Source organism: Streptomyces sp. NPDC059002 (assembly GCF_042740435.1).
Classification (GTDB): domain Bacteria; phylum Actinomycetota; class Actinomycetes; order Streptomycetales; family Streptomycetaceae; genus Streptomyces.
On record NZ_JBHYJI010000019.1, the window covers coordinates 82113 to 106793 of the forward strand.

Genomic DNA, 24681 nt, shown 5'->3' on the forward strand with positions numbered 1-24681 from the left:
GGGCACTTTGTCTTGTGGGCCCCGAAGGAGATATGACATGGCTACTGGCACCGTGAAGTGGTTCAACTCGGAAAAGGGATTCGGCTTCATCGAGCAGGAGGGCGGCGGCGCCGACGTCTTCGCGCACTACTCGAACATCGCCACCCAGGGTTTCCGTGAGCTGCAGGAGGGCCAGAAGGTGACCTTCGACGTCACGCAGGGCCAGAAGGGTCCGCAGGCCGAGAACATCGTTCCCGCCTGACACTTTCCTGCCTGACTGCAGCGCATTTCTGACGTCGACACGTACGTCACGGCCGGTGTCCGCACTCAGGTGCGGGCACCGGCCCGTTGCGTGGGGGCGAGGGCCGCCGCCGCGCCCGGCAGCCAGCCGAGCGCCACGCCCCACAGCGCACCGAACAGGGCCCCGGCCGACGGCAGGGCCAGCCAGCCCCAGATCCCCGACTCGACCATGCGGGCCGCGACCATGCCCCGCCAGACGCCCGCGAGCGCCGCGCCCGCGATCAGTGCGGTCCAGCCCGCGAGCAGCCGGCGCCCCTTGCCCGCGTCCGGGCGCAGGCGCAGATGGCGGCGCATCCGTGCGGCGGCCGTGGCGATCAGGAGCAGCGCGGCGAAGTTCTCGCAGAGCTGCCAGGACCAGTCCGTCGCGCCCAGCGGTGTCGCCCGCAGGCCCGGCAGGGCGAAGGGCACGCCGAGCGCGCTCGGCACCACCGACAGGCCCGCCCGCGCGGTGAACGCGGTGAGCAGGGTGGCGCTGCCGTGCAGCAGGACGAGCAGCAGGCAGGCGCAGCCCACCACGGCCGTGCCGTCCGTGTGCGCCCGCAGCGCGTCGATCGTCGTCCGCATGGCGCGTCACTGTAGGCCGCGCGGGGTGGCGCCGACAGGGTTCCGGCCGAAGAGAAGTGAACATTGCTCAGGTCTATTGCGGTGGGGTGTCCGCGATCTACCATCCGGGCCATGAAACCCCCTGTGGCGTGGCGGACTTGGGCGGTCGGCGGTGTCGTGCTCGCCGTCGCGGCCGCCCTCCTCGTCGCGGTCGGTCCCGAGGGCGCGGGTGCCACACGCGCCGACACCGCGAGCGGCCACCGGTGGATCACCGACCGGCAGGGCCGCGCCCTGGTGCTGCGCGGCCTGTCGACGGCCAGCAGCGCCAAACAGGCCGCCGACGGCATGCCGTGGATCGAGGAGAAGGACGTCGCGCGCGAACGGCGCGACCTCGGCACGAACTTCGTCCGCTTCCTCGTCCAGTGGCGCAACGTCGAGCCCGCGCCGGGGACGTACGACAGGACGTATCTGAAGCGGGTCGCCGAGCGGGTGCGGTGGTACGGCGAGCGGGGCTATCACGTGCTGCTCGACATGCACCAGGACCTGTACGGGCCGGGGGTCGGCGGCAACGGCGCGCCCCGGTGGGCCACCGAGACCGACGGTCTGACGTCGGCCCCCACCGACCCCTGGGAACTCGGCTATGCCGAGCCGGGGACCGTCCGCGCCTTCGACCGTTTCTGGGGGACGGTCGAAGGCGGCGGGCGCGATCTGCGGGGGCACTACGTGGGCGCCCTGCGGGAGGTGGCCAGGTACTTCGCCGACGACGACACCGTCGTCGGGTACGACCTGATGAACGAGCCCTGGGGCGGCAGCGTGCAGGGCCCCGCGTTCGAGTCGGGGCCGCTCGCCCGGCTCTACCAGGACGGCATCGACGCCATCCGCACCGTCGACCGCGACCACTGGCTCTTCGTCGAACCGTCCGCCATCGGCGCCAACTGGGGCTTCGCCACCGGACTTCCCCGCCTGGACGACCCGCGCGGCGACGGCGAGGCGGCGCGCATCGCGTACGCGCCCCATCTCTACCCCCTCCCCATGGACCTCGGCGGCGGCTACACCGGGGACACCAAGGGGCGGGTCGACGCATCGCTGCGGGCCTGGCGCGAGCAGACCGAGAAGACCGCGCGGCGGCTCGGGGCGCCCGTCGTCATCGGGGAGTTCGGGCTCGACGTGGGGCTGCCGGGCGCCATGGAGTACGTCGAGAAGGTGCAGCGGATGGCCGACGAGATGGGTGCGGGCATCGCGTACTGGTCCAACGACCCCGGTTCCTGGGCGCCTTGGGACGCGAAGATGAAGCCGACGCCGCTCCTTCCCGTACTCGACCGGCCCTACCCGAAGGCCATCGCGGGGGACCCCGTCGCCTATCGGTGGGACGCCGCGGACAAGGAGCTGACGGTGAGCTGGCGGGGCGGGGCGGGGGTGCGGGGCGGCACGGAGGTCCGGCTGCCCGCGCGGCACTTCCCCCGCGGCGGGCGGGTGACGGGCGGCGAGGTGATCTCCTGGGACGCCAAGTCCCGTACGCTCACGGTCGGTTCGGGGCCCGGCGAGCACGTTGTCCGCATCACGCCGCGTGGGTGAAACGGAAGAGTTCCCGCCCCTTGTCCGGCTGCACAGGGACCCCAAGAATGCCCCTGACAACCGCACGACAGGCGTACGTCACGAGGGGGGCTCCACAGATGGGAAAGATGAGCAAGGCGCTCGCGGGCGGACTGCTCGCGCTCGCGCTGGCCGGCGCGGGCGCGACACCCGCGTTCGCGGGCCACACCCAGCAGGACCGGCACGCGGCACAGTCCAAGGCCAAGGCCGTGGACTTCGCGGGGACGGTGGCGCTCAGCAACTGCTCGGGCTCGGTCGTCCGCACGCCCCAGGCCGCACCGGACGACCCGGCGCTCGTCCTCACCAACGGCCACTGCATCGAGTCGGGATTCCCCGCCGCGGGTGAGGTCATCGTCGACCAGCCGTCCACCCGCACCTTCAAGCTGCTCGACGCGAAGGCCAACGAGGTCGCCACGCTCAAGGCCACCAAGGTGTCGTACGCGACGATGACGGACACCGACATCACGATCTACCAACTCACCACCAGCTACCGCGACATCACGAAGAAGTACGGCATCAAGCCGCTGGAGCTCGACGCGGACCACCCGGTGAAGGGGCGGGCCATCACGGTCGTCTCCGGCTACTGGAAGAAGACCTACAGCTGCAGCATCGACGGCTTCGTGTACCGCCTCAAGGAGGGCGAGTGGACCTGGAAGGACTCGGTCCGCTACACCCCCGAGTGTCAGACCATCGGCGGCACGTCCGGATCGCCCGTCATCGACCACAAGACCGGCAAGGTCACCGCCATCAACAACACCGGGAACGAGGACGGCGAGCGGTGCACGCTCAACAATCCCTGTGAGGTCGACCGGAACGGCAACGTGACCGTGCGCAAGGGCATCAACTACGCGCAACAGACGTACGGGATCGTGCCGTGCGTCGGCAAGGGCAGCAAGATCGACCTGGCCCGGCCGGGGTGCAAGCTGCCCCGACCGGCGGCCGTTCAGTAACTGCCGAGCAGCGTCAGGGAGTCCGGCGTACGGCGCGTCCCGCGAGGACGTCCGTGCGCCGGCCGTCCCGCATCACGAACCTGCCGTCGATCAGGACGTGCGGGATGCCGGTCGGCAGTGTGCGGGGGGCCTCGAAGGTGGACCCCGCCGCGACCGTCTCCGGGTCGAAGAGGACGAGGTCGGCACGGTAGCCCTCGCGGACGACACCTCGGTCGGGCAGCCGCAGCCGGGCGGCCGGGCGCGAGGTGAGGTGCGCGACCGTCTCCTCCAGCGACAGCACGCCCAACTCCCGTGCGTAGCGCCCGAGATACTGCGGGAAGGTGCCGTACGCGCGCGGGTGCGGCTTGAAGCCCTGAAGGATGCCGTCGCTGCCGCCCGTGTGCACACGGTGCCGCATGATCGCCTGGACGTTCTCCTCGTGGCCGACGTGCTGCAGGATCGTCGAACCGAGCCTGTCGTTGACGAGGAGACGGCGGGCGGTGATCCAGGGCTCCTCGCCGCGCTGCGCGGCGGACTGCGCGATCGTCTTGCCCACGCACGAGGCGAGCCCCGGGTCGCTCACGCCCGAGATCTCGATCGTGTCCCACTCGATCGGTACGCCGTGACAGCCGTCGGCGCCGATGACCTCCATGTGATGGCGGATCTTCTCGGCCGTCGCGTCGTCCTGAAGACGGGCGAGGATCGCGTCGGGCCCGCCCTCGCTGGCCCAACTGGGCAGCATCGCCACGAGCGTCGTACAGCCCGGGGTGTAGGGGTACGTGTCCAGGGTGATGTCCGCGCCCCGCGCGAGGGCGTCGTCGAGGAGGGCGAGCAGGTCCGGCGCCTTCCCCTTGTTCACGCCGAAGTTCATGGTGGCGTGGGCGAGGTGGAGCGGGCAGTCCGCGGTACGGGTGAGGTTCACCATCTCCTCGTACGCCTGGAGGGCGCCCGCGCCGTAACTGCGGTGATGCGGGCAGTAGTAGCCCTGGTGGGCCGCCACCACCTTGCAGAGCTCGGTCAGTTCGGAGTCGTCCGCGTACATGCCCGGGGTGTACGTGAGGCCCGACGACATGCCGACGGCGCCCTCCCGCATCCCCTCGGCGACCAGCTCCTTCATGCGGTCGGTCTCCGCGGGCGTCGCCGGACGGTCGTCCCAGCCCACCGCGTACATCCGGACCGTGCCCTGAGGAATCAGATACGCGGCGTTCACCGCGATGCCGCGGCCGTCGTGCGCGGAGTCGAGGGCGTCCAGATAGCCGCCCACCGTGCGCCACGTGAAGTCGATGTCGCCGCCGTCGCCGTTCCAGCCCGTGATGGCCTGGCGGACCTGGGCGAGCGTCCTGTCGTCCACGGGCGCGTACGACAGGCCGTCCTGGCCGATGACCTCCAGGGTGACGCCCTGGGCCGCCTTCGCGCTGTGGTCCGGGTCCCTCAGCAGGGCGAGGTCGCTGTGCGCGTGCATGTCGATGAAACCGGGGGCGAGGGCCAGGCCCTCCGCATCCAGGGTGCTCCGCCCTGTCGGGCGGGGGCCCCTCGCTTCCCCCTCCCTGTGGATCGTGGTGATCCTGCCCTCGTGTACGCCGACGTCGGCGCGGTAGGAGGCACCTCCGGTGCCGTCTATGACATGTGCGTCTCGGATCACCAGGTCCATGGGGTGCCTCTCCTCTGCGTTCGGCTGTGTGCGGTGCGGGGCAATCGGGCGGGTGGGAGTGCTCTGCCCAAGACCCCCGGGTCAGAAGTACGTGCGGATGTAGTCCGTGACCGTTCCGTCGCCCTCGACCAGGGGAATCAGCTGCCACTTGTCGAACGCCGTGCACGGGTGCGAAAGACCCATGCCGAGCCAGTCGCCGACCGCGAGGTCCGCCTCGGGGGACGTACGGACCCATCCGTGCTGGTCGGAGAGCCCGGTCACCGAGACGCCCGTCGCGGGCCGCTCCACCCCGTCCCTGCGTACGACCTGCGCCTCCGGCAGGTCCAGGTCGTACGCCGCGTCCCGCTTGCCCGCGTTGGTGAACGCCTGCTCGGCACAGGGGCGGGACACCACCTGGGCCCAGAGCCGGAAGGCGGGTTCGAGCGCGCCCTCATCGGGGACGCGGTTGAACGGCGTCAGATGCCGGTAGTGCCCGTCGTCGTGCGAGACGTACGCGCCGGAGCGCAGCAACTTCAGGACGGGGAGCGACAGTTCGGGGATCTCGGCGAAGACCTCCGCGACCGCGTCGAACCACGCGCTGCCGCCCGCGCTGACGACGACCTCCGGCAGGTCGGCGAAGTGCCCCGTCCTGTCGCATTCGACGAGCAGCGCGACGAGCCGCCGCAGCCACGCGGTGACCCGCTCGCTGGAGGCGTCCGGCACCTCGCCCTCGTATCCGGCGACGCCCACGAGCCGCAGCGTGTCCGCGCCCGCGACGGCGTTGGCGATCTCGAAGCACTCGGCCTCGGTCCGTACGCCGGTGCGCGCCCCGTCGCCCGCCGCGAGTTCGACGACGACGTCGACGGGCCGGGTGGCGCCCGCCTCGCTGAGCGCGGCGTGCATGAGGTCGACTCCGCGTACGGAATCGACGTAACAGATGAAGCGGAAGCCGGGGTCGGCGGCGAGTTCGCCGGCGAGCCAGCGCAGCGCCGCCGCGTCGACGAGTTCGTTGGCGAGGAAGATCCGCGGGACGCCGAACGCCCGTGCCACGCGCACCTGGTGGGGGACGGCGAGGGTGATGCCCCAGGCGCCGCGCTCCAGTTGGCGCCGGAAGAGCTGGGGGGCCATGGACGTCTTGCCATGCGGGGCGAAGGCGAGGCCGTGCCGCTCGGCGTAGGTCTCCATGAGGGCGAGGTTGTGTTCCAGGCGTTCGGCGGAGAGCGCGAGGACCGGCGTGCTGAAGCCGCCGGTGAAGAGGTTCCTGCGCTGGGCGGCGAGCTCGCCGACGGTGAGTCCTTCGGCGTCCGGCGGCAGGCCCTTGAAGCGGTGGTCCACCCGCTCGTCGGCGAGCCGGGCGAGCCTGTCGTCCGGTGACTCGGCGGGACGGTCGACGGCGTTGTCGGCGGCCATGGGCGCCTCCTCCAGGAGTGCGTTGCACTATGTGCAACAGTCATTGCGTATGTCGCTTACTGCTGTCTAACATCCGAGCCAACGCCGGGTCAACGGATCCGGAGAGTCGGTTGAGGGGCTGAAGAGATCGTGACCGCACAGGCAGCCGCACGGGCAGCAGTGGACGTCGTAACGCTCGGCGAGTCCATGGTCACGTTCCTGCCCGCCCGGCCCGGACGCCTCGCCGACGTCCCCTCCTTCGACCGCGGGATCGGCGGCGCCGAGTCCAACGTCGCCTGTGCCCTTGCCGCCGCGGGACACACCGCCCGCTGGGTCAGCCGCGTCGGCACCGACGGATTCGGCGACCACCTCGTCGAGACGATCGCTCGGTACGGCGTCGACACCTCCGCCGTCGGGCGCGACCCGCACCGCCCCACCGGCATCTACTTCCGCACGGCCGACGACCGCGACACCGCGTCCCACGAAGTCGTCTACTACCGCGCGGGCTCCGCCGCCTCCGCCATGTCGACGGGCTCCGTCGACGAGGACGCGCTCACCTCGGGCCGCGTCCTGCACCTGTCGGGCATCACGCCCGCGCTCTCCGCCGACTGCCTGGACCTCGTACGGCATCTGTGCGCCCGGCGCGCCGACCGCGGCCACCTCGTCTCCTTCGACGTCAACCACCGCCCCGGCCTGTGGCAGGGCGCGGCCGCGGGCGCGGACGTCCTGCTCGACCTCGCCCGCGGCGCCGACCTCGTCTTCGTCGGCGAGGACGAGGCCGCCGCGGCCTGGGGCGTGACCGGCGGCCCCGAAGTGATCCGCGCCGCCCTGCCCGAACCCGCCACGCTCGTCGTCAAGCAGGGCAGCCGCGGCGCCACCCTCTTCGGCCACGGCGAGGAACCCGTCTTCCAGGCCGCCCTGCGCGTGGACGTCGTCGCGCCGGTCGGCGCGGGGGACGCCTTCGCCGCCGGATTCCTCTCCGCCACCCTGCGCGGCCTGCCCGCCGCGCACCGTCTGCGGCACGGCCACCTGACGGCCGCCGCCGCACTCACCGTCCCCGGTGACCTCGCCACCCCACCGCCCGCCCGTCGCCCGACCACCGCCCCCCAAGGAGCTGCTGCGCAGCGCCCCTCTTGGATCGCACACGCCGACCGCCTCGCCGCCCTGGACGACGCCGACTGGGGGAGACTGCGTCTCGGCCCCGGCTGGACGGCGGACGTTCCTGAGGACACCGAGGCCGAGGAGGAGGTACGTACCCCATGAGCCAGACCGTCGACCGCGCGCTCTCGATCCTGCCGCTGCTCGCCGAGGGCCCCGCCGACCTGGGCCAGGTCGCCGACCGGCTCGGCGTCCACAAGTCCACCGCGCTCAGGCTGCTGCGCACCCTCCACGAACACGGCCTGGTCTTCCGCCAGTCCGACCAGCGTTACCGCCTGGGCGCCCGCCTCTTCGCGCTCGCCCAGGAGGCCGTCGAGAACCTCGACGTACGCGAGATCGCCCACCCCCACCTCCTGGCCCTCAACGAGAAGTGCGGCCACACGGTCCACCTCGCCGTGTACGAGGAGCAGGAGGTCCTGTACATCGACAAGGTCGAGAGCCGCTACCCGGTGCGGATGTACTCCCGCATCGGCAAGCCGGTGGCCATCACCGTCGCCGCCGTCGCCAAGCTGCTGCTCGCCGACTTCCCGGAGGCCGAGCGCCGCGCCATCGCGGAGAAGCTCGACTACCCCACCTACACGTCCCGTTCGACGCCCAACGCCGCGGCGTTCCTCAAGGAACTCGCGGCCGTGCGCGAACAGGGCTGGGCCACCGACCTCGGTGGCCACGAGGAGTCCATCAACTGCATCGGGGCCCCCATCCGCGGTGCGGACGGCCGCGTCGTCGCCGCCATGTCGGTGTCCGCGCCGAACGTCGTCGTCACGGCCGAGGAACTCCTCACCCTGCTCCCGCTGGTGCGCCGCACGGCGGACGCCATCAGCAGGGAGTACTCAGGCGCCGCGCCCGAGTCGAAAACCGCCCCTCTCAAGGAAGCCTGATCAGCGAATGACCGAGAAGACCGCCCTCACCCCGGCCACCCACACCACCCCGCCCGCGAAGTTCTCCCACGGCGTGAAGAAGGGCAACATCCTTCAGGTCGCCGGGCAGGTCGGCTTCCTCCCCGCCGAGGAGGGCAAGGCCCCCACCCCCGCGGGCCCGACCCTGCGCGAGCAGACCCTCCAGACCTTCGCCAACGTCAAGGCCATCCTCGAAGAGGGCGGCGCGACCTGGGACGACGTGATGATGATGCGCGTCTACCTCACGGACGTCGACCACTTCGCGGAGATGAACGAGATCTACAACTCCTACTTCGAGGAGCAGGGCCTGAAGGCCCCGGCCTCCGCCCGCACCACGGTCTACGTGGGGCTGCCCAAGGGCCTGCTCATCGAGATCGACGCGCTCGCCGTGCTCGGCTGAGACGCATCAACCCCCAGCAAGCCGTACGTCGTCACGGTGCGGCGCCCCACCCCGGGGCGCCGCACCGCGATCCCCCCTGCCCCGGCTGTGTCTTTTGGGGGCGGCCCCCAAACCCCCGTCCCATGCACTTACGAGGTCAACGATGTCCCCGTCTCCCTTCACCGCGCTCGCGGCCGCCCCCGCCACCGAGCCGCCACCGCACACCGGCGGAATCCTCACCCTGATCGACGGCACGGCAGGTCTCCTGACCGTCGCCGCGCTCGGCATCGTCCTGCTGCTCTTCCTGATCATCAAGGTCAGACTGCAGCCCTTCGTGGCGCTGCTCGCGGTCTCCATAGTCGTCGGCCTCTCGGCCGGCCTCTCCGTCACCGAACTCTTCGGCACCGTCCAGAAGTCCGACGCCGTCTCGGTCATCGAGTCCGGCATGGGCGGCATCCTCGGCCATGTGGCGATCATCATCGGCCTCGGCACGATGCTCGGCGCGATCCTCGAAGTCTCCGGCGGCGCCGAGGTGTTGGCGTCCCGGCTGCTCGGCCTCTTCGGTGAGAAGCGCGCTCCGCTCGCGATGGGCCTGACGGGTCTGATCTTCGGCATCCCCGTCTTCTTCGACGTCGGCATCTTCGTCCTCGCGCCGATCGTGTACGCGGCGGCCAAGCGCAGCGGCAAGTCGATCCTCCTCTACTGCCTCCCGCTGCTCGCGGGTCTGTCGATGACCCACGCGTTCCTGCCCCCGCACCCCGGCCCGGTGGCCGCGGCGGGACTCCTGAAGGTGGACCTCGGCTGGGTCATCCTCATGGGCATCGTCTGCGGCATCCCTGCCGTCCTCGCCGCCTGGGTCTTCTCCGCCTGGATCGGCAAGCGCATCTTCGTGCCCGTCCCGCAGGACATGGTCGAGGCCGCCGACGAGGCGAAGGCCGCGGTCGTCGCCGAGCAGCGCGCCGCAGGCGTCGAGCCGCGCGAGAAGCCGGTGCCGCTGGGCATCGTCTTCACCATCATCGGTACGCCGCTGGTCCTGATCCTCCTGGCCACCTTCTCCTCGATCGCCTTCGACCCTTCCCCAAGCTCTTCGACAAGCTCCGAGCAGGGGATACCCCATTCCCTCCGGTCGGTCATCGAGTTCTTCGGCAGCCCCTTCGTCGCCCTGACGATCGCGCTCCTGATGGCCTACTACCTGCTCGGCATCCGGCGCGGCTGGTCCCGCAAGTCCCTTGAGACCGTGTCGACTTCGTCCCTCAAGCCGGTCGGCAACATCCTCCTGGTCGTCGGCGCGGGCGGCATCTTCGGCGCGGTCCTCAAGGCCAGCGGCGTCGCCACGGCCATCTCGGACACCTTCCAGGACGTGGGCCTGCCGATCATCGTCCTCGCCTACCTGCTCTCCCTGATCCTGCGCGTGGCCCAGGGCTCCGCGACGGTCGCCATCGTCACGACGGCGGGCATCGTCGCCCCCCTCCTCTCCGAGGGCGACTACTCCCAGGCGTTCGTGGCCCTCGTCATCATGGCCATCTCGGCGGGCTCGATCTTCGCGTCGCACGTCAACGACGGGGGCTTCTGGATGGTCGCGAAGTACTTCGGCATCTCCGAGCGGGACACGCTCAAGACGTGGACGGTGCTGGAGTCGGTGCTGTCCGTGGCCGGGTTCGCGGTCGCGGGTGCGGTGAGCCTGTTCGTGTAGGGGCTCGCCCTAGCCGGTCTGCTGCGAGCAGGTCCGGTCCTTGGCGGGCAGCTTGCCGGTGGCCAGGTAGCGGTTGACCTGGTTGTCCACGCAGGCGTTCTCGTAGAGGCCGTAGACCGCGTGCCGGTTGGCACCCTTGACGGTGATCAGCCGGGAGCTCGGCAGCAGGCCGTGCAGGGCGACGGCACCCTTGTGCGGGGTGCGCGGGTCGCCGGTGGCGGACACGATCAGCGCCTTGGCGTCGTGCTCGACCTCGGTGGGCCGCTCCTTGGGCCGGTCCCAGAAGGCGCACGGGCCGATGTTGTTGTTCACCGCGCCGAAGTGCGGGTACGCGGCGCGGCTGCGCCGGATGTCCCGCCAGTAGACCTCCGGGTCGCGCGGGGCCGCCTTGTCCCCGCAGATGACCGCGGTCTGCGCGCTGCCCATGTTCGACTGGTCGCCGGTCGTCGCGAGCCGCAGCAGTCCGGCGAACTGCGGCGAGAGCGTGGTCGGCCGTCCGGCCGCGGCCTTGTTCAGCACGGACACCATCTCGCCGAGGGACGCCCGCGAGGCGTCGGTGTCGCTGTCGAGCCCGGCGAGGAGGACGAACGGGACCTGCGTGTCGTCGAGTCGGAAGCGCTCCGGGGCGGTGCCGACGGTCAGCGGGCCGCGCGAGGACTTCCTTATGACGCGGTCGATGGTGGCGAGGACCTGGGCGCGGGTGTGGCCGAGGTGGTAGGTGTCGTTCCGGGCGGCGGCCCAGGTGGCCCAGTCGGCGAGCGCCCGCTCGTTCTCGCCGACGGCCTCCTTCAGCAGCCGGGGGCCGAACTTGCGCGGGTCGATGGCGCCGTCCAGGACCATGCGGTCGGTGCGCCCTGGGAACATCTGGGTGTAGACGGTGCCGAGGTAAGTGCCGTACGAGTAGCCGAAGTAGGAGATCTTCTTCTCGCCGAGCGCGCCGCGGATGACGTCCATGTCGCGGGCCGTGTTGCGGGTGCTCACATGCGGCAGCACGTCGGCGTTGGTGGCGCGGCACTTGGCGGCCAGGTCCTTCTGGAGGTCGACCTGGCGCTCGAAACTCGCCCGGCCCAGACCGGCCGAGAAGAGCGTGGTGCCGACGTTCCAGCCGCAGTCCAGCGGGGTGCTGCGGCCGACGAAGCGCGGGTCGAAGCCGACGATGTCGTACCGCGGGCCCGTCCTCTTCATCCACGCGTGGAACTCCGGCGGGGACTGGACGGCGCCGTTCCCGGGGCCGCCGTTGTTGAGCAGGATCGAGCCGATGCGGTGGCGGGTGTCGGTGGCCTTCAGCCGGGACACGGCGACGGTGATCGTACGGCCCCGGGGCTTGGAGTAGTCGAGCGGCACGGTGACGTCCGCGCACTGCACGCCTGCCTTGTCCAGGTCGCGGCCCATGGGGTCGGCCGGGCCCGTGGAGCAGCCGCCCCAGGCAAGACGCTGGTCGTAGTAACGGTCGAGCCCGGACGCGGACTTGGCCGGTGCGGCGGTCGCCGTGGTGGACGCGGCGACCGCGGCGGGGGCCGCGCCGAGGCAGGCGGCGAGGACGAGGCCGACGTTCCGTATATGTCTCATACGCCAGACGCTAAGCGGAACAGTGACTCCCACTCACTACGGCTGTCCCCCCAACCCCGATGGGGGCTGCCCCCGGGTCGGGGACGCGGCGAAACGATCTGGCAGGGACCGGGCGAGTGAGGCGGCCGCGTGTTGGCCGTCGGGGTGTGTGCGCGACGCCCAGCATGGGGGCGCCCGGCGACCGTCGGGCACACTCCGCCGCGTCTGGAGCCGCCTCATGCGCGTCCGCAACGTACGAAGCAAAGCCTGTGCCACCGTCCTGACCGCCTTGCTGGCGGTCGCCGTTCTGCCCGGGGAGGCGTACGCGGGCAATGTGCCGCCCACGTGCGGTGCGGCGCGCGGCGACTACTACGGGACGTTCGGGGGACGTTCCAAAGGATCCGTCCCGGCGTGGTCGACCCGGGGTTGTCGCTCTCGGAGAAGAAGCGGCCCGACAAGCACCGGGTCACCTTCGGCAGGCCGAACACCTTCACCATCACGGGCCACGGCATGGACATCGCAGGGACCTGGAAGTACCTCGACTGGCAGGCGCACGAGAACGGCGGCAACCAGTACGGCCGGCGGCTGCTCGTCCTCACCGGCAGGGACGGCGGCACCCTCCACGGCGAGGTCCAGGAGTGCCAGACCTGGTCCGCGGGGCGGGTCACCGGCGTCTCGCTCTTCCGCGGGCCCAAGGACCGGCCCACGGAGTACATCATCGCGACGCGCCCCAAGGAGGAGCCACGTCCCAAGGAGGAGCCACGCCCCAAGGAGCCGCTCCAGCCCTGGTGGTGGCCCACGTCCATGTCCTTCTGGGGCTGACCTGGGGACGACGGCAGTCGGTGGCCCCGGGCCCGTGCGGGTCCGGGGCCACCGCGTGCGGGTGCGTCAACTCGTGCAGTACTGCTGTTCCTTGCCGATGGACCGGTACATGCAGTCCGAGTTCTCCAGGAGCTGCAGGACCGCGTCGCGGTTGCGTGAGGTCTCGCGCTCGATGACCTCGTCGGGCGGGTAGAAGCCGCCGCCGCCCGCGGACGTCGGGTACATCTCGAAGGTGTAGCTGAAGATCTTCTGGTTGCCCCACAGCCAGTCGTCGATCGTGCCGTCCGTGATGTAGAGGTCACTGGACTGCTCGGGCGTGTAGCCGTTGCTCGCGGCCATCTTCTTGCCGACGGCGGCGTGGGCGTCGCGGTCGTCCTGGGTGAGGCCGGGGGCCGTGTCGTTGTACGTGTAGCCGTACGGCCACAGGACCAGTTCGCTGTACGTGTGGAAGTCGATGGCCGCCTTGATCTGCTGCTTGCCGCCGACGACCCGGCTGCGGACGAAGTCGGCGACGACCTTCACCTCGGGCGCCGACTCGGCGGCCGAACCCCGGTAGGTCTCGGAGCCGGGGGTGCTCGAAGAGCCGCCGCAGCAGCCCCACTTGTAGCCCCAGTTGCGGTTCAGGTCGGTGCCGGTGCGGCCGCCGGGGTTGGGCTGCCGGTTCAGCCGCCAGCTGCGGTAGGAGCCGGTCGCGATGTCGTACTCGCCGCCGTCCGGGTTCATGTCGGGGACGATCCAGATCTCGCGCGAGTCCACCATCTTCTTGATGCGCGCGTCGGAGCCGTAGCCCGCGCCGAGTTCGCGCAGCAGGTACAGCGCCATCTCGACGGTCAGGTGCTCGCGGGCGTGCTGGTGGTGGGTGAAGAGCACCTCGGGCTCGGCCTCGTCGGTGCCGACGTTGTCGCTGATCTTGATGGCGACGATGTCCCTGCCGGAGTACGACTTGCCGATGACCTTCTTCGTCATCAGGTTCGGGTAGGCCGCGATGCGCTGGTCGATCTCCGCGTTCATCTCGGCGTAGTTGTGGTACTTCGCGTCGGCGGGCGGGAAGTCCTTGGGCTCGATCGCCTGCCCGTCCGTACGCTTCGGGGGACCGGCGAGGGCCTTGAGCGTGTAGCCCAACTCCCGGAGTTTCGCGGCCTCCCTGCCGTCGGCCGAGACGACCACCGCGCGGGCGTCGATCTCGTCGATCGAGACGCCGGTGCGGGCGAGCGCGGTGCGCGCGGCGCGGTCGTCGCGCAGCGGGATCTGGTACTGGCGCGTCTCGTCGTCGTCCGCCGCCGCCGTCTTCCGGGGGGCCTGGTCGGCCGGACCGGGTGAGGCGTTGGCGGTGATGGGTGCCGCGACGGCGAGGGCGAGAAGGGCTGCGAGTGCGGCGGATCTTCTGCCGCGTATCCGAAGTCGCATGAAGTCTCCTCGGGGGTGGGGGCGGTTCAGTGCGACGCGTGCGGTGCGGGGTGACGCACGTACCCGCGTGCTGTGCGAGCGCTGTGCGTGTGCTGTGCGCGAGCTGTTGTTGCGCTGTGCGGGCCCATCGTGGGTGCGTGGCATGCTCCCGTCAACGCGGTCTTTGGCCAATCCGCCGTGCCGCCCACCGGGAGCGGCGGCTCGACCCAACCCCTTGTGCACCAGCTGTCTTTGCGGTTTCTTGATCGCATGGCTGAAACCACGGGTGGCGGGACCGACACGGGCGAGGGCGCCGTCCGGCTCCGCAAGGCGAGCTGGAAGTACGTCGGCCCCGGCATCGTCGTCGCGGCGACCGGCGTCGGCGCCGGTGACCTGGTCGCGACGCTCATCGCGGGCAGCAAGTTCGGCTACACGCTGCTGTGGGCCGCGATCATCGGCTGTCTGGTGAAGATCTCGCTCGCCGAGGCGACGGGGCGCTGGCATCTGGCCACCGGGCGCACCCTCTTCGAGGGCTGGCGCAGCCTCGGCCAGTGGACCACCTACTACTTCGCGGTCTACGTGGTCATCTGGGGCTTCGTGTACGGCGCGACGGCCATGTCGTCCAGCGCCCTGCCGCTCGTCGCGCTCTTCCCCGACGGGCCGAGCCTGAAGACCTGGGCGGTCATCTGCGGGCTGCTGGGGCTCGCCTTCGTCTGGTTCAACCGGTACGCCGTCTTCGAGAAGGCCATGACGGTCGTCATCGGCATGAAGTTCCTGATCGTCGTGTACGTCGCGATCCGCGTCGCCCCCGACCTCGGCAACGCCGTCAAGGGCCTCGCGCCCGCCCTGCCCGACGGTTCGCTGCTCTACACGCTCGGCCTGATCGGCGGCGTCGGCGGCACCATCACCATGGCCGCGTACGGGTATTGGGTGAACTCCAAGGGCTGGACCGACATCAGCTGGCTCAAGGTGATGCGGCTCGACAACCGCGTCGCGTACCTCACCACCGGCGTCTTCGTCGTCGCGATGATGATCATCGGTGCCGAGCTCCTGCACTCCACGAACATCGCCCTCACCTCGGGCGACCGCGGCCTGATCGACCTCGGCAAGGTCCTTGAGGACAAGTTCGGCGCGGTCACCGCGAACCTCTTCCTCATCGGCTTCTTCGCCACGTCCTTCGGCGCCCTGATGGGCGTGTGGCACGGCGTGAGCCTGATGTTCGCGGACTTCGTGGAGCGGCTGCGGCGCGAGCGCGGGGCCGCTGGCGCCTCCGGCGGAGAGGACATGGTCGAGGAGGTCGCCGCGGGCAAGCGCGAGAAGTCGGTGCCGTTCCGCGCGTATCTGCTCTGGCTGACCTTCCCGCCGATGGGCCTGCTCTTCCTCGACCAGCCCTTCGGCCTCGTCATCGCCTACGGCGTGCTCGGCGCGTTCTTCATGCCGTTCCTGGCCCTGACCCTGCTCTGGCTGCTCAACTCCTCCCGTACGCCCAAGCAGTGGCGCAACGGCATCCTGAGCAATGTGATGCTGGCGGGCGCGGGGCTGCTCTTCCTGATCCTGTGCGTGCAGCAGGTGCGCGACCTGCCGTGGTGACGCGCCACAGCTTCAGGGACCGCACCGTGTCCGACGCGGGGTCGTGCCCCGCAGGGGCGCGGGGAACTGCGCGACCAGCCCCCACCGGCCCGCGGATGACGCACTCCACCTCCCGCGGAGCGCTTGGCGTGCCGCGCCCGTGGCGGGGTCGAAGGCCGTGCCGTCCAGGTCCGCCTTCTGCGGCGGGATATGCGTGGAAGGGTGGACGTGCTCATGACCTGGGACTTTGCCCGGGTGCGTACACATGACAGCGCCGCCGGGGGAGCGGCGGCGCTGCGGTCTTGAGGGGGGAACCGGGGGTTACGGCATGCCGTGGACGTGCGCGCCGACCGCCTTGGACCAGGCGCTGCCGGCCGTGGCGTCCCAGTTGGTGGACCAGGTCATCGCGCCCCGGATGTCCGGGTAGGTCCTGGACGGCTTGAAGGAGCCGCAGCCGGTGCCCTTGGCGAGGCAGTCCAGGGCGTTGTTCACGACGTCGGGGGAGACGTAGCCGCCGCCCGCCGCACGGCTCGACGCGGGCACGCCGAGACCGACCTGCGACGGCGCGAGGCCGTTCTCCAGCTGGATGCAGGCGAGCCCGGTGAGGAAGTCGACGGTGCCCTGGCTGTAGACCTTGCCGTCGCAGCCCAGCATCGAACCGCTGTTGTAGTACTGCATGTTGACCACCGTGAGGATGTCCTTCACGGCGAGCGCGGTCTTGAAGTACTCGTTCGACGGGGACTGCATGTCGATGGTCTGCGGCGCCATCGTCAGGACGAATCCCGAACCGGCCTTGCCCGCGAGGGACTTGAGTGCCTGCGTCATGTACGTGGAGTTGAGGCCGTTCTCCAGGTCGATGTCGACGCCGTCGAAGCCGTACTCCTGCATCAGCTTGTACGTGGAGTCCGCGAACGCGTTCGCCGATGCCGGGTCGTTGACGGAGACCGCGCCCTTCTCGCCGCCGACGGATATGATCACGGACTTGCCGGCCGCCTGCTTGGCCTTGATGTCGGCCTTGAACTGGTCGACGGTGTAGCCGCCGAGCCCGGCCGAGTCCAGGTTGAAGGTGATCTCGCCCGGTGTGGCGGTGGCATCGGCGAAGGCCACGGCGACGATGTCGTACTCGTCCTGCACGTCGGCCAGCTTCTGCACCTGGGCGCCGTTGTTGAAGTTCTGCCAGTAGCCGGTCACCGCGTGCTGGGGCACGGCGCGGGTCTGCGCGCCCGCGGTGCCCGCGCCGCCGGTGAACAGGCCGGTGAGGGCGAGGGCCAGGGCCGTGAGCGACCCGAGTACTGCTCCCGTTCTGCTGCGTGTGCGGTCCACTGCTGCCTCCGGTGGGGGGAAGTGAAGAGGGGGGAGGTGTTCGGGAACGGTGGCCACCGTCGTCCGCCAGGGTCGTGCCCGCTCGGCATGGTGTCTCCTGGCTTGGTCGTACAAGCTGGTCCAGACCAATTGAGTTGTCAAGCCCTCAAGCACCACTCGGTTCGCGCCGACAGGGGCCCACCTCCACATGAACAGTGGGAAGTTGGGTGTTGGGGCGACCATGACGTGGATATGGTGCTGAGGCAGGAGTGCACGAGGACCGGGGGTGTACGCGTTGCCGACCGCCATAGCCGTCACCGGCCCCGATCTCGTGCTGCCGTCACCCGACCGGCACACCCCGTCGGCCGCCGTCCTGCAGTCGGCCGTGCAGTCCCCGCGGACGTACTCGCTGGACCAGTCCCTCACCGAGATGCACACGCTCATCGAGCACCACGGCTATGTGGTGGTCCTGTGCCCCGCCTCCGCGCCCGCGTCCGTCAGACACCGCCTGCACGCGATCCGCTCGGTCCTGGAGAGCGACCGCATCGCGATCCTGCGCTCGGACCTGCCGCCCCTCGGCATCGCCGTACTCGCCCTGCAGCTGCGGCAGTTGTCCGTCTGCGACTTCAGCCCCGGCGTGCTCGCGTCCGCCGCGCGGCTGCTCTCCCACTACATCTACGCGGGCGCCCTGCTCGGCTCCGTCGCCCGGCTCGACCGCGTGCCCGTCACCCTCCAGTCGCACGCCAAGTCCTGGGTGCCCGGCACCCAGTTCGCCGTGCTCGCCACGCCGCGCCCCGAGCTGGCCAAGGTCACCGCCGACGGCGACGCGCACCTGCCGGGACCGGGATTCGGCACGAAGATGCTGTACGCACCGGGCCGCATCGCCCCCGACTGGGTCACCACGGCACTCGCCCCCGTCTGGCACTGCCAGGGGGTCGAAGAGGTGCGGCTGCCCGCGGAGTCCGCGCGCTGGTGGGCGACCGGCAAGCTCGTCGAGTTCGCCGCGGCCATCCCGGACATCTCCGTGCTCTACCAGCTCGTGTCGTCCGTGCGCCGCGACGACTGCCACTGGTGCGGGCTCGAACTCATCGGCGACCGCTGCGCGTTCTGCGCCGCACCGCTGCCCCCGCCCGGCGAACGCCCCTCGCCGGGGGCCCGCGCCCTGCCGCCCCGCAGTGTCAACGCCCTGCCCAGGGGCGCGACCTAGACCGCACCGCACCGCCCTCGCACCTCGTACGCGACCGACGACCGCACGCGCACCACCCCGCTCACCGTCCGTAGCCAACCGCACCCGATCGAGGTAGTACGGCCCATGAACTCACGCCAGCGCCGCGGCGTCATCCTGCTGGTTCTGTCGGTCCTGTGCGCGTTCGGCGCGTTCGCGGGCGTCCTCTCCGTGATCCGCGACGTCAACTCGAAGGTGGGCCCCGAGGTCGCGGCGTACAAGCTCAAAGGGGACATCGCGCCCTACAAGGAACTGACCGCGGGACAGTTCGAGAAGGTCGAGATGCCCGAGCGGTGGCTGTCCGACAACGCCGTCACCGACCTCGGCGAGATCCGCGGCAAGATCGCGGTGACCCAGCTGCGCAAGGGCTCCCTGCTCCAGTCCGACATGATCGTCAAACGGCCCGAACTCGGCCCGGGCCAGCAGGAGATCGCCATCATGATCGACGCCGCCACCGGCGTCGCGGGCAAGATCACCCCCGGCTCGACGGTCAACATCTACGCCACCTTCAAGGGCGAGACCGACAAGGCGAAGGACCAGTCCAAAGTCATCGTGGAGGGCGCCAAGGTGCTCGACGTCGGCAAGCTGACCCCGCTCGAACCGAACCAGGACGACCGCACCCGCCGCAAGGCGACGGAGGCCGTGCCGATCACCTTCGCCCTCGGCACGGCGGACGCCCAGCGCGTCGCGTACGCCGAGTCGTTCGCGACCCACGTCCGGCTCGCCCTCGTCGGTGCGGGCGGCGACGCCACCGTGCCGCCGCGCGACCGGACGTACACCCTCGACGAGGACAAGTAGGAGGTCTCGTATGACCACGCGGATCCTCCCCGCCGTCGGCGACATCGACGCCGCCCGGGCCCTGTCCACGCTCGTCGGACAGCTCCCCGAGGCCGAACCCGCCCTGCCCGTCGGCGACTCCACCGCCCTGCTCGACACCCTCGCCGGGCTCGCCGCCGAATCGCTCGACGAACTGCCCGAAGTCGTCCTCGTGCACGAGCGCATCGGCCCCGTCCCCGCCCTCGACCTCATCCGCGACCTCGTCCTGCGCTTCCCCGCCGTCGGCGTCGTCCTGATCACCGCCGACACCAGCCCCGGCCTCCTCACCGCCGCCATGGACTCCGGCGCACGCGGCATCGTGAACTTCCCCCTCGCCTACGACGCCCTCGCCGAACGCGTCCAGGCGGCCGCGGCCTGGTCCACCGGAATGCGACGCCACCTGGGCAGCGGGAGCCTGGAGCTGTACGCGGGCGGCGGTGCCCCCGGCGCGCCCGGCGCGGGCACCGTCGTCACGGTCAGCGGGGCCAAGGGCGGCGTCGGGGCGACCCTCACCGCCGTCCAACTCGCCCTTGCCGCCCAGGCGTCCGGCCGCTCCGTCGCCCTCCTCGACCTCGACCTCCAGTCCGGCGACGTCGCCTCCTACCTCGACGTGCAGTTCCGGCGCTCCGTCGCCGACCTCGCCGCCATCACCGACATCACGCCCCGCGTCCTCCAGGATGCCGTCTACACCCACGAGACCGGCATCGGCCTCCTCCTCGCCCCCGCCGACGGCGAACGCGGCGAAGAAGTCACCGACCGCGTCGCCCGCCAGACCCTCGGCGCCCTGCGCGCCCGCTACGACGTCGTCATCGTCGACTGCGGCGCCTACGTCACCGCGGCCGGCGCCGTCGCCGTCGAACTCGCCGACCAGGCCCTGCTCCTCGTCACCCCCGACGTCGTCGCCGTACGCGCCGCCAAACGCATGGTGCGGCTCTGGGACCGCCTCCAGATCCGCAAGGCCGAGGAGACCGTCACCGTCGTCAACCGGCACGGCAAGGGCGCGGAGATCCAGCCCTCCCTGGTGGAACGCGTCACCGGCACGAAGGTGGCCCGGATCACCGTGCCCGCCGCCTTCAAGGAACTCCAGGCCGCCGTCGACGCGGGCCGCATGCAGGACCTCGACAGCCGCTCCTCCGTGAAACAGGCCCTGTGGGGCCTCGCCGGCGAACTCGGCCTCGTCGACCAGGCCGCCACGGGCAACGGCAGGCGCACCGGCCTCACCCTGCGCAAGAAGACCGCGACCGGCGACCGGGGCGCGGTCACCCTGGAATTCGCCGGGATGTTCCCGCTGCTGCTCGTCGTCATGACGATCCTCTGGCAGTGCGCGCTCTACGGCTACTCGTACTCCCTCGCGGGAAACGCCGCCGACGAGGCGGCCCGCGCCGCGACAGCCGCCCACGCGGCAGGCACCGGCGCGGCGGGCGCCTGCTCCAACGCCGCCAGGGAACACCTCCCCGACGCCTGGCAGAACGCCTCGATCTCCTGCACCGACGAGGGCCCCGTCTGGAAAGCCCACGTCTCCCTGAACGTCCCCGTCTTCCTCCCCGGCTTCGACGCGGGCTGGACGGTGGAGGGGGAGGCGGGGGCGGCGAAGGAGGGGGAGGGGTGAGTCCCACTGTGAGCAGGCGTGCCGTTACTGCTGTGGGCAATCGTTCCGCAGGGCGAGTGGGGTCTCCCCTGCTCGAGCGAAGCCGAGAGCTGGGGGAAAGGCGGGCACAGCCCACGGTGCGGGGCGCCGGAACGGAGGCGTCCCGCCGGCGCCGATGGGGCGACCACGGCGTCTCCATGCTGGAATTCGCGGGCTTCCTCCCGATCCTCCTCCTGGTGGGCCTCGCCGCGATCCAGCTGGGCCTGGTCGGCTACGCCGCGAACCAGGCCGGATCAGCCGCCCGCGCAGCGTCCCGCGCCGCCTCCCAGGGCGACTCCGGCGAGGCCGCGGGCCGGGCGGCCATGGACGGCAGCCTGGACGCGGACGTAGGCGTCAGCCGAACCGGCACCACGACGACCGCCACCGTCGAGGTCCAGGTCCCCACCCTGCTCCCCTTCGTGGACACGGACTGGAGCGTCACCAAGAAGGCCACGATGCCCAACGACGACGACGGCTGAACAGGCCCACGGACGAACAGACCCACGGACTAACAGACCCACGGACGAACAGACCCACGGACGAAGGAGGTCGAAGGACGACATGAGCCTGCGGGACCGCGTGGCCCCCACGCACCAGACCGAGCCGAGCCGCGACGACGGCCTCGTCGCCGTCTACCGCTCCAAGCTCCTCGAAGAGATAGACCTCGCCGAGATGTCCTCGCTCGCCGCGGCCGACCGCCGCGTCCGCCTGGAGCGCGTGCTCGGCCACATCATCAGCCGCGAGGGCCCCGTCCTCTCCACCTCCGAGCGCGCCCAGCTGATCCGCCGCGTCGTCGACGAGGCACTCGGACTCGGCGTACTCGAACCGCTGCTCGCCGACGCGTCCATCACCGAGATCATGGTGAACGGCCCCGACTCGATCTTCGTCGAACGCAACGGCCGCGTGGAACAGCTCCCGCTCCGCTTCGCCTCGAACGACCAGCTGATGCAGACCATCGAACGCATCGTGTCGACCGTCAACCGCCGCGTGGACGAGTCGAGCCCGATGGTCGACGCCCGCCTGCCCACCGGCGAACGCGTCAACGTCATCATCCCGCCGCTCGCCCTCACCGGCGCGACCCTCACCATCCGCCGCTTCCCGCGCGCCTACACGCTGCCGGAACTCATCGGCCTCGGCTCGCTCGACGAGCACATGCTGATGCTGCTCGCCGCGTTCGTACGGGCCCGCTTCAACGTCATCGTCAGCGGCGGCACCGGCTCCGGCAAGACGACCCTCCTCAACGCCCTCTCCGGCCTGCTCCCTTCGCACGAGCGCATCATCACCATCGAGGACTCGGCGGAGCTCCAGCTCCAGCAGGAGCACGTCATCCGCCTCGAATCCCGCCCCCCGAACGTCGAGGGCAAGGGCCAGATCACCATCCGCGACCTGGTCAGGAACGCCCTGCGGATGCGCCCCGACCGCATCATCGTCGGCGAGGTACGCGGCGGCGAGACCCTCGACATGCTCCAGGCGATGTCGACCGGCCACGACGGCTCGCTGGCGACCGTCCACGCGAACGCGGCGGAGGACGCCCTGATGCGGCTGCAGACCCTCGGCTCGATGTCGGAGGTCCAGATCCCCTTCGAGGCGCTGCGGGACCAGATCAACTCCGCGGTGGACGTGGTCGTCCAGCTGACCCGGCACGGCGACGGCTCCCGCAAGGTCTCCGAGATCGTCCTCCTCGTCTCGCACGGCCGCCAGCAGTTCCGCATCGTGCCGGTCACCCGCTTCGTGCCACGGCCGCTCGGCCCCGACCGCGTCGTGCACGGCTACTTCGAACATCTGCCGCTGCCGCGCGAGATCGCCGACAAGCTGTACGTCGCGAACGAACCGGTGCCACCGGCGTTCGGGGTGGCCGAGGCCATCGACGTACTGAACACGAGGGAAGCCATCGGATGAACAACCCTGCCCTCCTCGCGCTGGGCGCCACGATCCTGACGGGCACGCTCGCGGTCGCAGGCGTCCATACGTACGCGTCGGGACGGGCCCAACGGCAGGCCCTGGTCGACCGGTTGGCGCTCGGCCCCGGCACCGGCGACGGCGGCCCGCCCGGCCGCGCCCGCCGCTTCGCCGCCGTCGACCGCAGGCTGCGCCGCACCCGCCTCGGCCGCCAGATCCAGCTGCGGCTCGCCTCGACGGGGCTCGACCTGACGGCGGGCGAGTTCTTCACGTACGTCGTGGCGGTCGTCGCCGCACTCTGGCTGATCGCGGCCGCGACCCTCGCCCCCTTCTTCGGCCCGATCGCGGGCGTCGTCGCGGTGTGGGGCGCGGTCGCCTTCCTCAACTGGCAGCGGCAGAAACGCATCGAGGCGTTCATCAACCAACTCCCCGACGTCGCCCGCATCCTGGCCAACGCGACGGCCGCGGGCCTCGCCCTGCGCACCTCGCTGGCGATGGCCGCGGAGGAGCTCGAAGCCCCGGCGGGCGAGGAACTCTCGCACGTCGCCGACCAGTTGACGCTCGGCCGCTCCGTCGACGACACCCTGGGCGAACTGGCCGAACGCCTCCCGTCCCGCGAACTGATAGTCCTGGTCACCACGTTGGTCCTGTCCAACAAGGCGGGCGGCACGGTGGTCAACTCCCTGCGCAACCTCACCCAGACCCTGGAGGACCGCAAGGAGACCCGGCGCGAGGTCCGCACGATGCTCTCCGAGGTCCACGCGACGGCCTTCACCGTCCCGCTCCTCGGCCTCGGCTCCCTGCTCCTGATCAACTCGTCGAACGAGGGCGCACTGGAGCGGGTGACCGGCTCACCGGTGGGCCAGACACTGATCCTGATCTCGCTGGGCCTGTACGGCATCGGCTTCTTCGTGATCAGACGCCTGGGCAAGATCGAGGTCTGATCGAGGTCTGATCGAGATCGAGAAGAATCCACTGAAGTCCGAGTAAACCGACGGAAAATCAAGGGAGTTGTGTTGATCGCGCTGGTGCTGGCGGCGGTGATGGGCCTGGCCGTGGCGGGTGTCTGCCAAGGCATCCGCATGTACCGCGCGGACGCGAAGCTGCCCTCCGACCTGGCGGTCGCCCTGGAGGTCGGCGCCACCCGCGTCTCCGTGGCGGGCTCCGCGGTGGACCGCCTGGGCATGCGCTTCGCCCCTCTCGTCCTGCGCCTGATGGGCCAGAGGCGCGTCGACGCCAAGCGCCGCAGGATCGACATGGCGGGCAACCCCGGCGGCCTCACCATCGACCGGTACGCGGCCCGCCGTGCGGTCTACGGCGTCTTCGGCATCGTCCTCGGCCTCGTATTCTTCGTGAACGGCTCCCCGCTCTTCGGCCTGCTGACCCTCGCCTTCGGCGCGACGGCGGCGGACGCGCTGATCTGGCAGGCGATCAGAGAACGCAAAGAAGTCATCGACCGCACCCTGCCCGACTTCCTCGACGTCCTCGCCGTGGTCGTCTCCGCAGGCCTCGGCTTCCGTCAGGCGCTCGACCGCGTCGCCGAGAAGTACGAGGGCCCCTGGGCCGACGAACTCCGCATCACCCTCCGCCAGATGGACATGGGCGTCAGTCGCCGCCAGGCCTTCGACGACCTCCGCCGCCGCAACGCCTCCGAACAGGTCGCCCAGTTCGTCTCCGCCCTCCAACAGGGCGAAGAACTGGGCTCCCCCATCGCCGACACCCTCATCCAGCTCGCCACCGACATGCGCCGCACCGACGCCCAGAACTCCCGCCGCCGCGCCGCGAAAACAATCCCCAAGGCGACGATGGTCACCCTCGTCTTCATGCTCCCCGCCACGATGATCCTCATCGCGGCAGGCATGTTCCTCGGCTCGGGCTCCGACTTCGGCTCCATCCTGGGCCGCTGAGAATGCGCCGGGCCACCGCACGAACATCGACTCCGCGAAAGCCCTTCGCGGATGCAACTCGATGTGGGACAGTCAGGGCTGAGTTCACGGT

22 protein-coding genes are annotated in these 24681 nt (G+C 70.7%); 16 read left to right on the forward strand and 6 right to left on the reverse strand.

Annotated elements, in window-relative coordinates:
- The first annotated feature begins 37 nt into the window (after positions 1–37).
- Positions 38–241, forward strand: a complete 204-nt coding sequence (locus ACFWZ2_RS19395; RefSeq protein WP_055568178.1) for a cold-shock protein — start codon at positions 38–40, stop codon at positions 239–241.
- A 65-nt stretch (positions 242–306) separates the two neighbouring features.
- On the opposite strand, the gene ACFWZ2_RS19400 is transcribed toward ACFWZ2_RS19395, so the two are convergent.
- Entirely contained in the window at positions 307–843 is a 537-nt protein-coding gene (locus ACFWZ2_RS19400; protein ID WP_384547188.1) for a hypothetical protein, read from the reverse strand.
- 111 nt (positions 844–954) lie between these two features.
- On the opposite strand from ACFWZ2_RS19400, the gene ACFWZ2_RS19405 reads away from it, so the two are divergent.
- Positions 955–2397 (forward strand): cellulase family glycosylhydrolase, encoded by a 1443-nt coding sequence (locus ACFWZ2_RS19405; protein WP_384547190.1) that lies wholly within the window; start codon positions 955–957, stop codon positions 2395–2397.
- A gap of 107 nt (positions 2398–2504) precedes the next feature.
- Positions 2505–3365, forward strand: a complete 861-nt coding sequence (locus ACFWZ2_RS19410; RefSeq protein WP_384547283.1) for a trypsin-like serine peptidase — start codon at positions 2505–2507, stop codon at positions 3363–3365.
- A 13-nt stretch (positions 3366–3378) separates the two neighbouring features.
- On the opposite strand, the gene ACFWZ2_RS19415 is transcribed toward ACFWZ2_RS19410, so the two are convergent.
- Both ACFWZ2_RS19415 and ACFWZ2_RS19420 read right to left on the reverse strand, forming a co-directional pair.
- Positions 3379–4995 (reverse strand): amidohydrolase family protein, encoded by a 1617-nt coding sequence (locus tag ACFWZ2_RS19415; RefSeq protein ID WP_384547192.1) that lies wholly within the window; start codon positions 4993–4995, stop codon positions 3379–3381.
- A gap of 81 nt (positions 4996–5076) precedes the next feature.
- Complete coding sequence (locus tag ACFWZ2_RS19420) at positions 5077–6384, reverse strand: amino acid deaminase (RefSeq protein ID WP_384547194.1); 1308 nt, start codon at positions 6382–6384, stop codon at positions 5077–5079.
- Positions 6385–6513: 129 nt separating this feature from the next.
- Between ACFWZ2_RS19420 and ACFWZ2_RS19425 the strand changes: the two genes are divergently transcribed.
- From ACFWZ2_RS19425 to ACFWZ2_RS19440, 4 genes are all read left to right on the forward strand, one after another.
- Positions 6514–7626: a sugar kinase gene (locus tag ACFWZ2_RS19425; RefSeq protein ID WP_384547195.1), complete on the forward strand. Its 1113-nt coding sequence runs from the start codon at positions 6514–6516 to the stop codon at positions 7624–7626.
- A complete protein-coding gene (locus ACFWZ2_RS19430) occupies positions 7623–8399 on the forward strand; it encodes an IclR family transcriptional regulator (protein WP_384547198.1) in 777 nt (258 codons plus the stop codon). The genes ACFWZ2_RS19425 and ACFWZ2_RS19430 overlap by 4 nt, the downstream gene beginning before the upstream one ends.
- A gap of 7 nt (positions 8400–8406) precedes the next feature.
- Positions 8407–8817, forward strand: coding sequence for a RidA family protein (locus ACFWZ2_RS19435; protein ID WP_384547200.1), 411 nt, complete (start codon positions 8407–8409; stop codon positions 8815–8817).
- Positions 8818–8959: 142 nt separating this feature from the next.
- Complete coding sequence (locus ACFWZ2_RS19440) at positions 8960–10489, forward strand: GntP family permease (RefSeq protein WP_384547202.1); 1530 nt, start codon at positions 8960–8962, stop codon at positions 10487–10489.
- Between the two features lie 9 nt (positions 10490–10498).
- Here ACFWZ2_RS19440 and ACFWZ2_RS19445 read toward each other — a convergent pair whose 3' ends face one another.
- On the reverse strand, positions 10499–12058 hold the full coding sequence (locus tag ACFWZ2_RS19445) for an alpha/beta hydrolase (protein WP_384547204.1): 1560 nt from the start codon (positions 12056–12058) through the stop codon (positions 10499–10501).
- A gap of 390 nt (positions 12059–12448) precedes the next feature.
- Between ACFWZ2_RS19445 and ACFWZ2_RS19450 the strand changes: the two genes are divergently transcribed.
- Positions 12449–12859: a hypothetical protein gene (locus ACFWZ2_RS19450; protein WP_384547206.1), complete on the forward strand. Its 411-nt coding sequence runs from the start codon at positions 12449–12451 to the stop codon at positions 12857–12859.
- A 66-nt stretch (positions 12860–12925) separates the two neighbouring features.
- Here ACFWZ2_RS19450 and ACFWZ2_RS19455 read toward each other — a convergent pair whose 3' ends face one another.
- The gene (locus ACFWZ2_RS19455; RefSeq protein WP_384547207.1) at positions 12926–14266 is read right to left on the reverse strand and encodes a M14 family metallopeptidase; all 1341 of its coding nucleotides are present in this window, start codon (positions 14264–14266) and stop codon (positions 12926–12928) included.
- Between the two features lie 249 nt (positions 14267–14515).
- On the opposite strand from ACFWZ2_RS19455, the gene ACFWZ2_RS19460 reads away from it, so the two are divergent.
- Entirely contained in the window at positions 14516–15835 is a 1320-nt protein-coding gene (locus ACFWZ2_RS19460) for an Nramp family divalent metal transporter (RefSeq protein ID WP_384547208.1), read from the forward strand.
- Between the two features lie 300 nt (positions 15836–16135).
- On the opposite strand, the gene ACFWZ2_RS19465 is transcribed toward ACFWZ2_RS19460, so the two are convergent.
- Positions 16136–17137, reverse strand: a complete 1002-nt coding sequence (locus ACFWZ2_RS19465) for a chitinase (protein ID WP_384547209.1) — start codon at positions 17135–17137, stop codon at positions 16136–16138.
- Between the two features lie 265 nt (positions 17138–17402).
- Between ACFWZ2_RS19465 and ACFWZ2_RS19470 the strand changes: the two genes are divergently transcribed.
- The 7 genes from ACFWZ2_RS19470 to ACFWZ2_RS19500 all read left to right on the forward strand — a co-directional run bounded on the left by ACFWZ2_RS19470 (position 17403) and on the right by ACFWZ2_RS19500 (position 24590).
- The gene (locus tag ACFWZ2_RS19470) at positions 17403–18323 is read left to right on the forward strand and encodes a hypothetical protein (protein WP_384547210.1); all 921 of its coding nucleotides are present in this window, start codon (positions 17403–17405) and stop codon (positions 18321–18323) included.
- 105 nt (positions 18324–18428) lie between these two features.
- Positions 18429–19139: a Flp pilus assembly protein CpaB gene (gene cpaB / locus ACFWZ2_RS19475; protein WP_384547211.1), complete on the forward strand. Its 711-nt coding sequence runs from the start codon at positions 18429–18431 to the stop codon at positions 19137–19139.
- A gap of 10 nt (positions 19140–19149) precedes the next feature.
- Entirely contained in the window at positions 19150–20766 is a 1617-nt protein-coding gene (locus ACFWZ2_RS19480) for a CpaE family protein (RefSeq protein WP_384547213.1), read from the forward strand.
- 176 nt (positions 20767–20942) lie between these two features.
- Complete coding sequence (locus ACFWZ2_RS19485) at positions 20943–21263, forward strand: TadE/TadG family type IV pilus assembly protein (RefSeq protein WP_384547215.1); 321 nt, start codon at positions 20943–20945, stop codon at positions 21261–21263.
- A gap of 82 nt (positions 21264–21345) precedes the next feature.
- On the forward strand, positions 21346–22683 hold the full coding sequence (locus ACFWZ2_RS19490) for a CpaF family protein (protein ID WP_384547216.1): 1338 nt from the start codon (positions 21346–21348) through the stop codon (positions 22681–22683).
- Positions 22680–23627: a type II secretion system F family protein gene (locus tag ACFWZ2_RS19495; RefSeq protein ID WP_384547218.1), complete on the forward strand. Its 948-nt coding sequence runs from the start codon at positions 22680–22682 to the stop codon at positions 23625–23627. The genes ACFWZ2_RS19490 and ACFWZ2_RS19495 overlap by 4 nt, the downstream gene beginning before the upstream one ends.
- 72 nt (positions 23628–23699) lie before the next feature.
- A complete protein-coding gene (locus ACFWZ2_RS19500) occupies positions 23700–24590 on the forward strand; it encodes a DUF5936 domain-containing protein (protein WP_384547220.1) in 891 nt (296 codons plus the stop codon).
- The last annotated feature ends 91 nt before the right edge of the window (positions 24591–24681 follow it).

Excerpts from the sequence above, each read along its gene's own strand:
- ACFWZ2_RS19490 (WP_384547216.1), top strand. The coding sequence starts at position 21,346 with ATGAGCCTGCGGGACCGCGTGGCCCCCACGCACCAGACCGAGCCGAGC.
- ACFWZ2_RS19495 (WP_384547218.1), top strand. The coding sequence starts at position 22,680 with ATGAACAACCCTGCCCTCCTCGCGCTGGGCGCCACGATCCTGACGGGC.
- ACFWZ2_RS19415 (WP_384547192.1), bottom strand. The coding sequence starts at position 4,995 with ATGGACCTGGTGATCCGAGACGCACATGTCATAGACGGCACCGGAGGT.
- ACFWZ2_RS19400 (WP_384547188.1), bottom strand. The coding sequence starts at position 843 with ATGCGGACGACGATCGACGCGCTGCGGGCGCACACGGACGGCACGGCC.
- ACFWZ2_RS19405 (WP_384547190.1), top strand. The coding sequence starts at position 955 with ATGAAACCCCCTGTGGCGTGGCGGACTTGGGCGGTCGGCGGTGTCGTG.
- ACFWZ2_RS19410 (WP_384547283.1), top strand. The coding sequence starts at position 2,505 with ATGAGCAAGGCGCTCGCGGGCGGACTGCTCGCGCTCGCGCTGGCCGGC.
- ACFWZ2_RS19430 (WP_384547198.1), top strand. The coding sequence starts at position 7,623 with ATGAGCCAGACCGTCGACCGCGCGCTCTCGATCCTGCCGCTGCTCGCC.
- ACFWZ2_RS19395 (WP_055568178.1), top strand. The coding sequence starts at position 38 with ATGGCTACTGGCACCGTGAAGTGGTTCAACTCGGAAAAGGGATTCGGC.
- cpaB (WP_384547211.1), top strand. The coding sequence starts at position 18,429 with ATGAACTCACGCCAGCGCCGCGGCGTCATCCTGCTGGTTCTGTCGGTC.
- ACFWZ2_RS19440 (WP_384547202.1), top strand. The coding sequence starts at position 8,960 with ATGTCCCCGTCTCCCTTCACCGCGCTCGCGGCCGCCCCCGCCACCGAG.
- ACFWZ2_RS19455 (WP_384547207.1), bottom strand. The coding sequence starts at position 14,266 with ATGCGACTTCGGATACGCGGCAGAAGATCCGCCGCACTCGCAGCCCTT.
- ACFWZ2_RS19445 (WP_384547204.1), bottom strand. The coding sequence starts at position 12,058 with ATGAGACATATACGGAACGTCGGCCTCGTCCTCGCCGCCTGCCTCGGC.
- ACFWZ2_RS19420 (WP_384547194.1), bottom strand. The coding sequence starts at position 6,384 with ATGGCCGCCGACAACGCCGTCGACCGTCCCGCCGAGTCACCGGACGAC.
- ACFWZ2_RS19480 (WP_384547213.1), top strand. The coding sequence starts at position 19,150 with ATGACCACGCGGATCCTCCCCGCCGTCGGCGACATCGACGCCGCCCGG.
- ACFWZ2_RS19460 (WP_384547208.1), top strand. The coding sequence starts at position 14,516 with ATGGCTGAAACCACGGGTGGCGGGACCGACACGGGCGAGGGCGCCGTC.
- ACFWZ2_RS19485 (WP_384547215.1), top strand. The coding sequence starts at position 20,943 with ATGCTGGAATTCGCGGGCTTCCTCCCGATCCTCCTCCTGGTGGGCCTC.
- ACFWZ2_RS19435 (WP_384547200.1), top strand. The coding sequence starts at position 8,407 with ATGACCGAGAAGACCGCCCTCACCCCGGCCACCCACACCACCCCGCCC.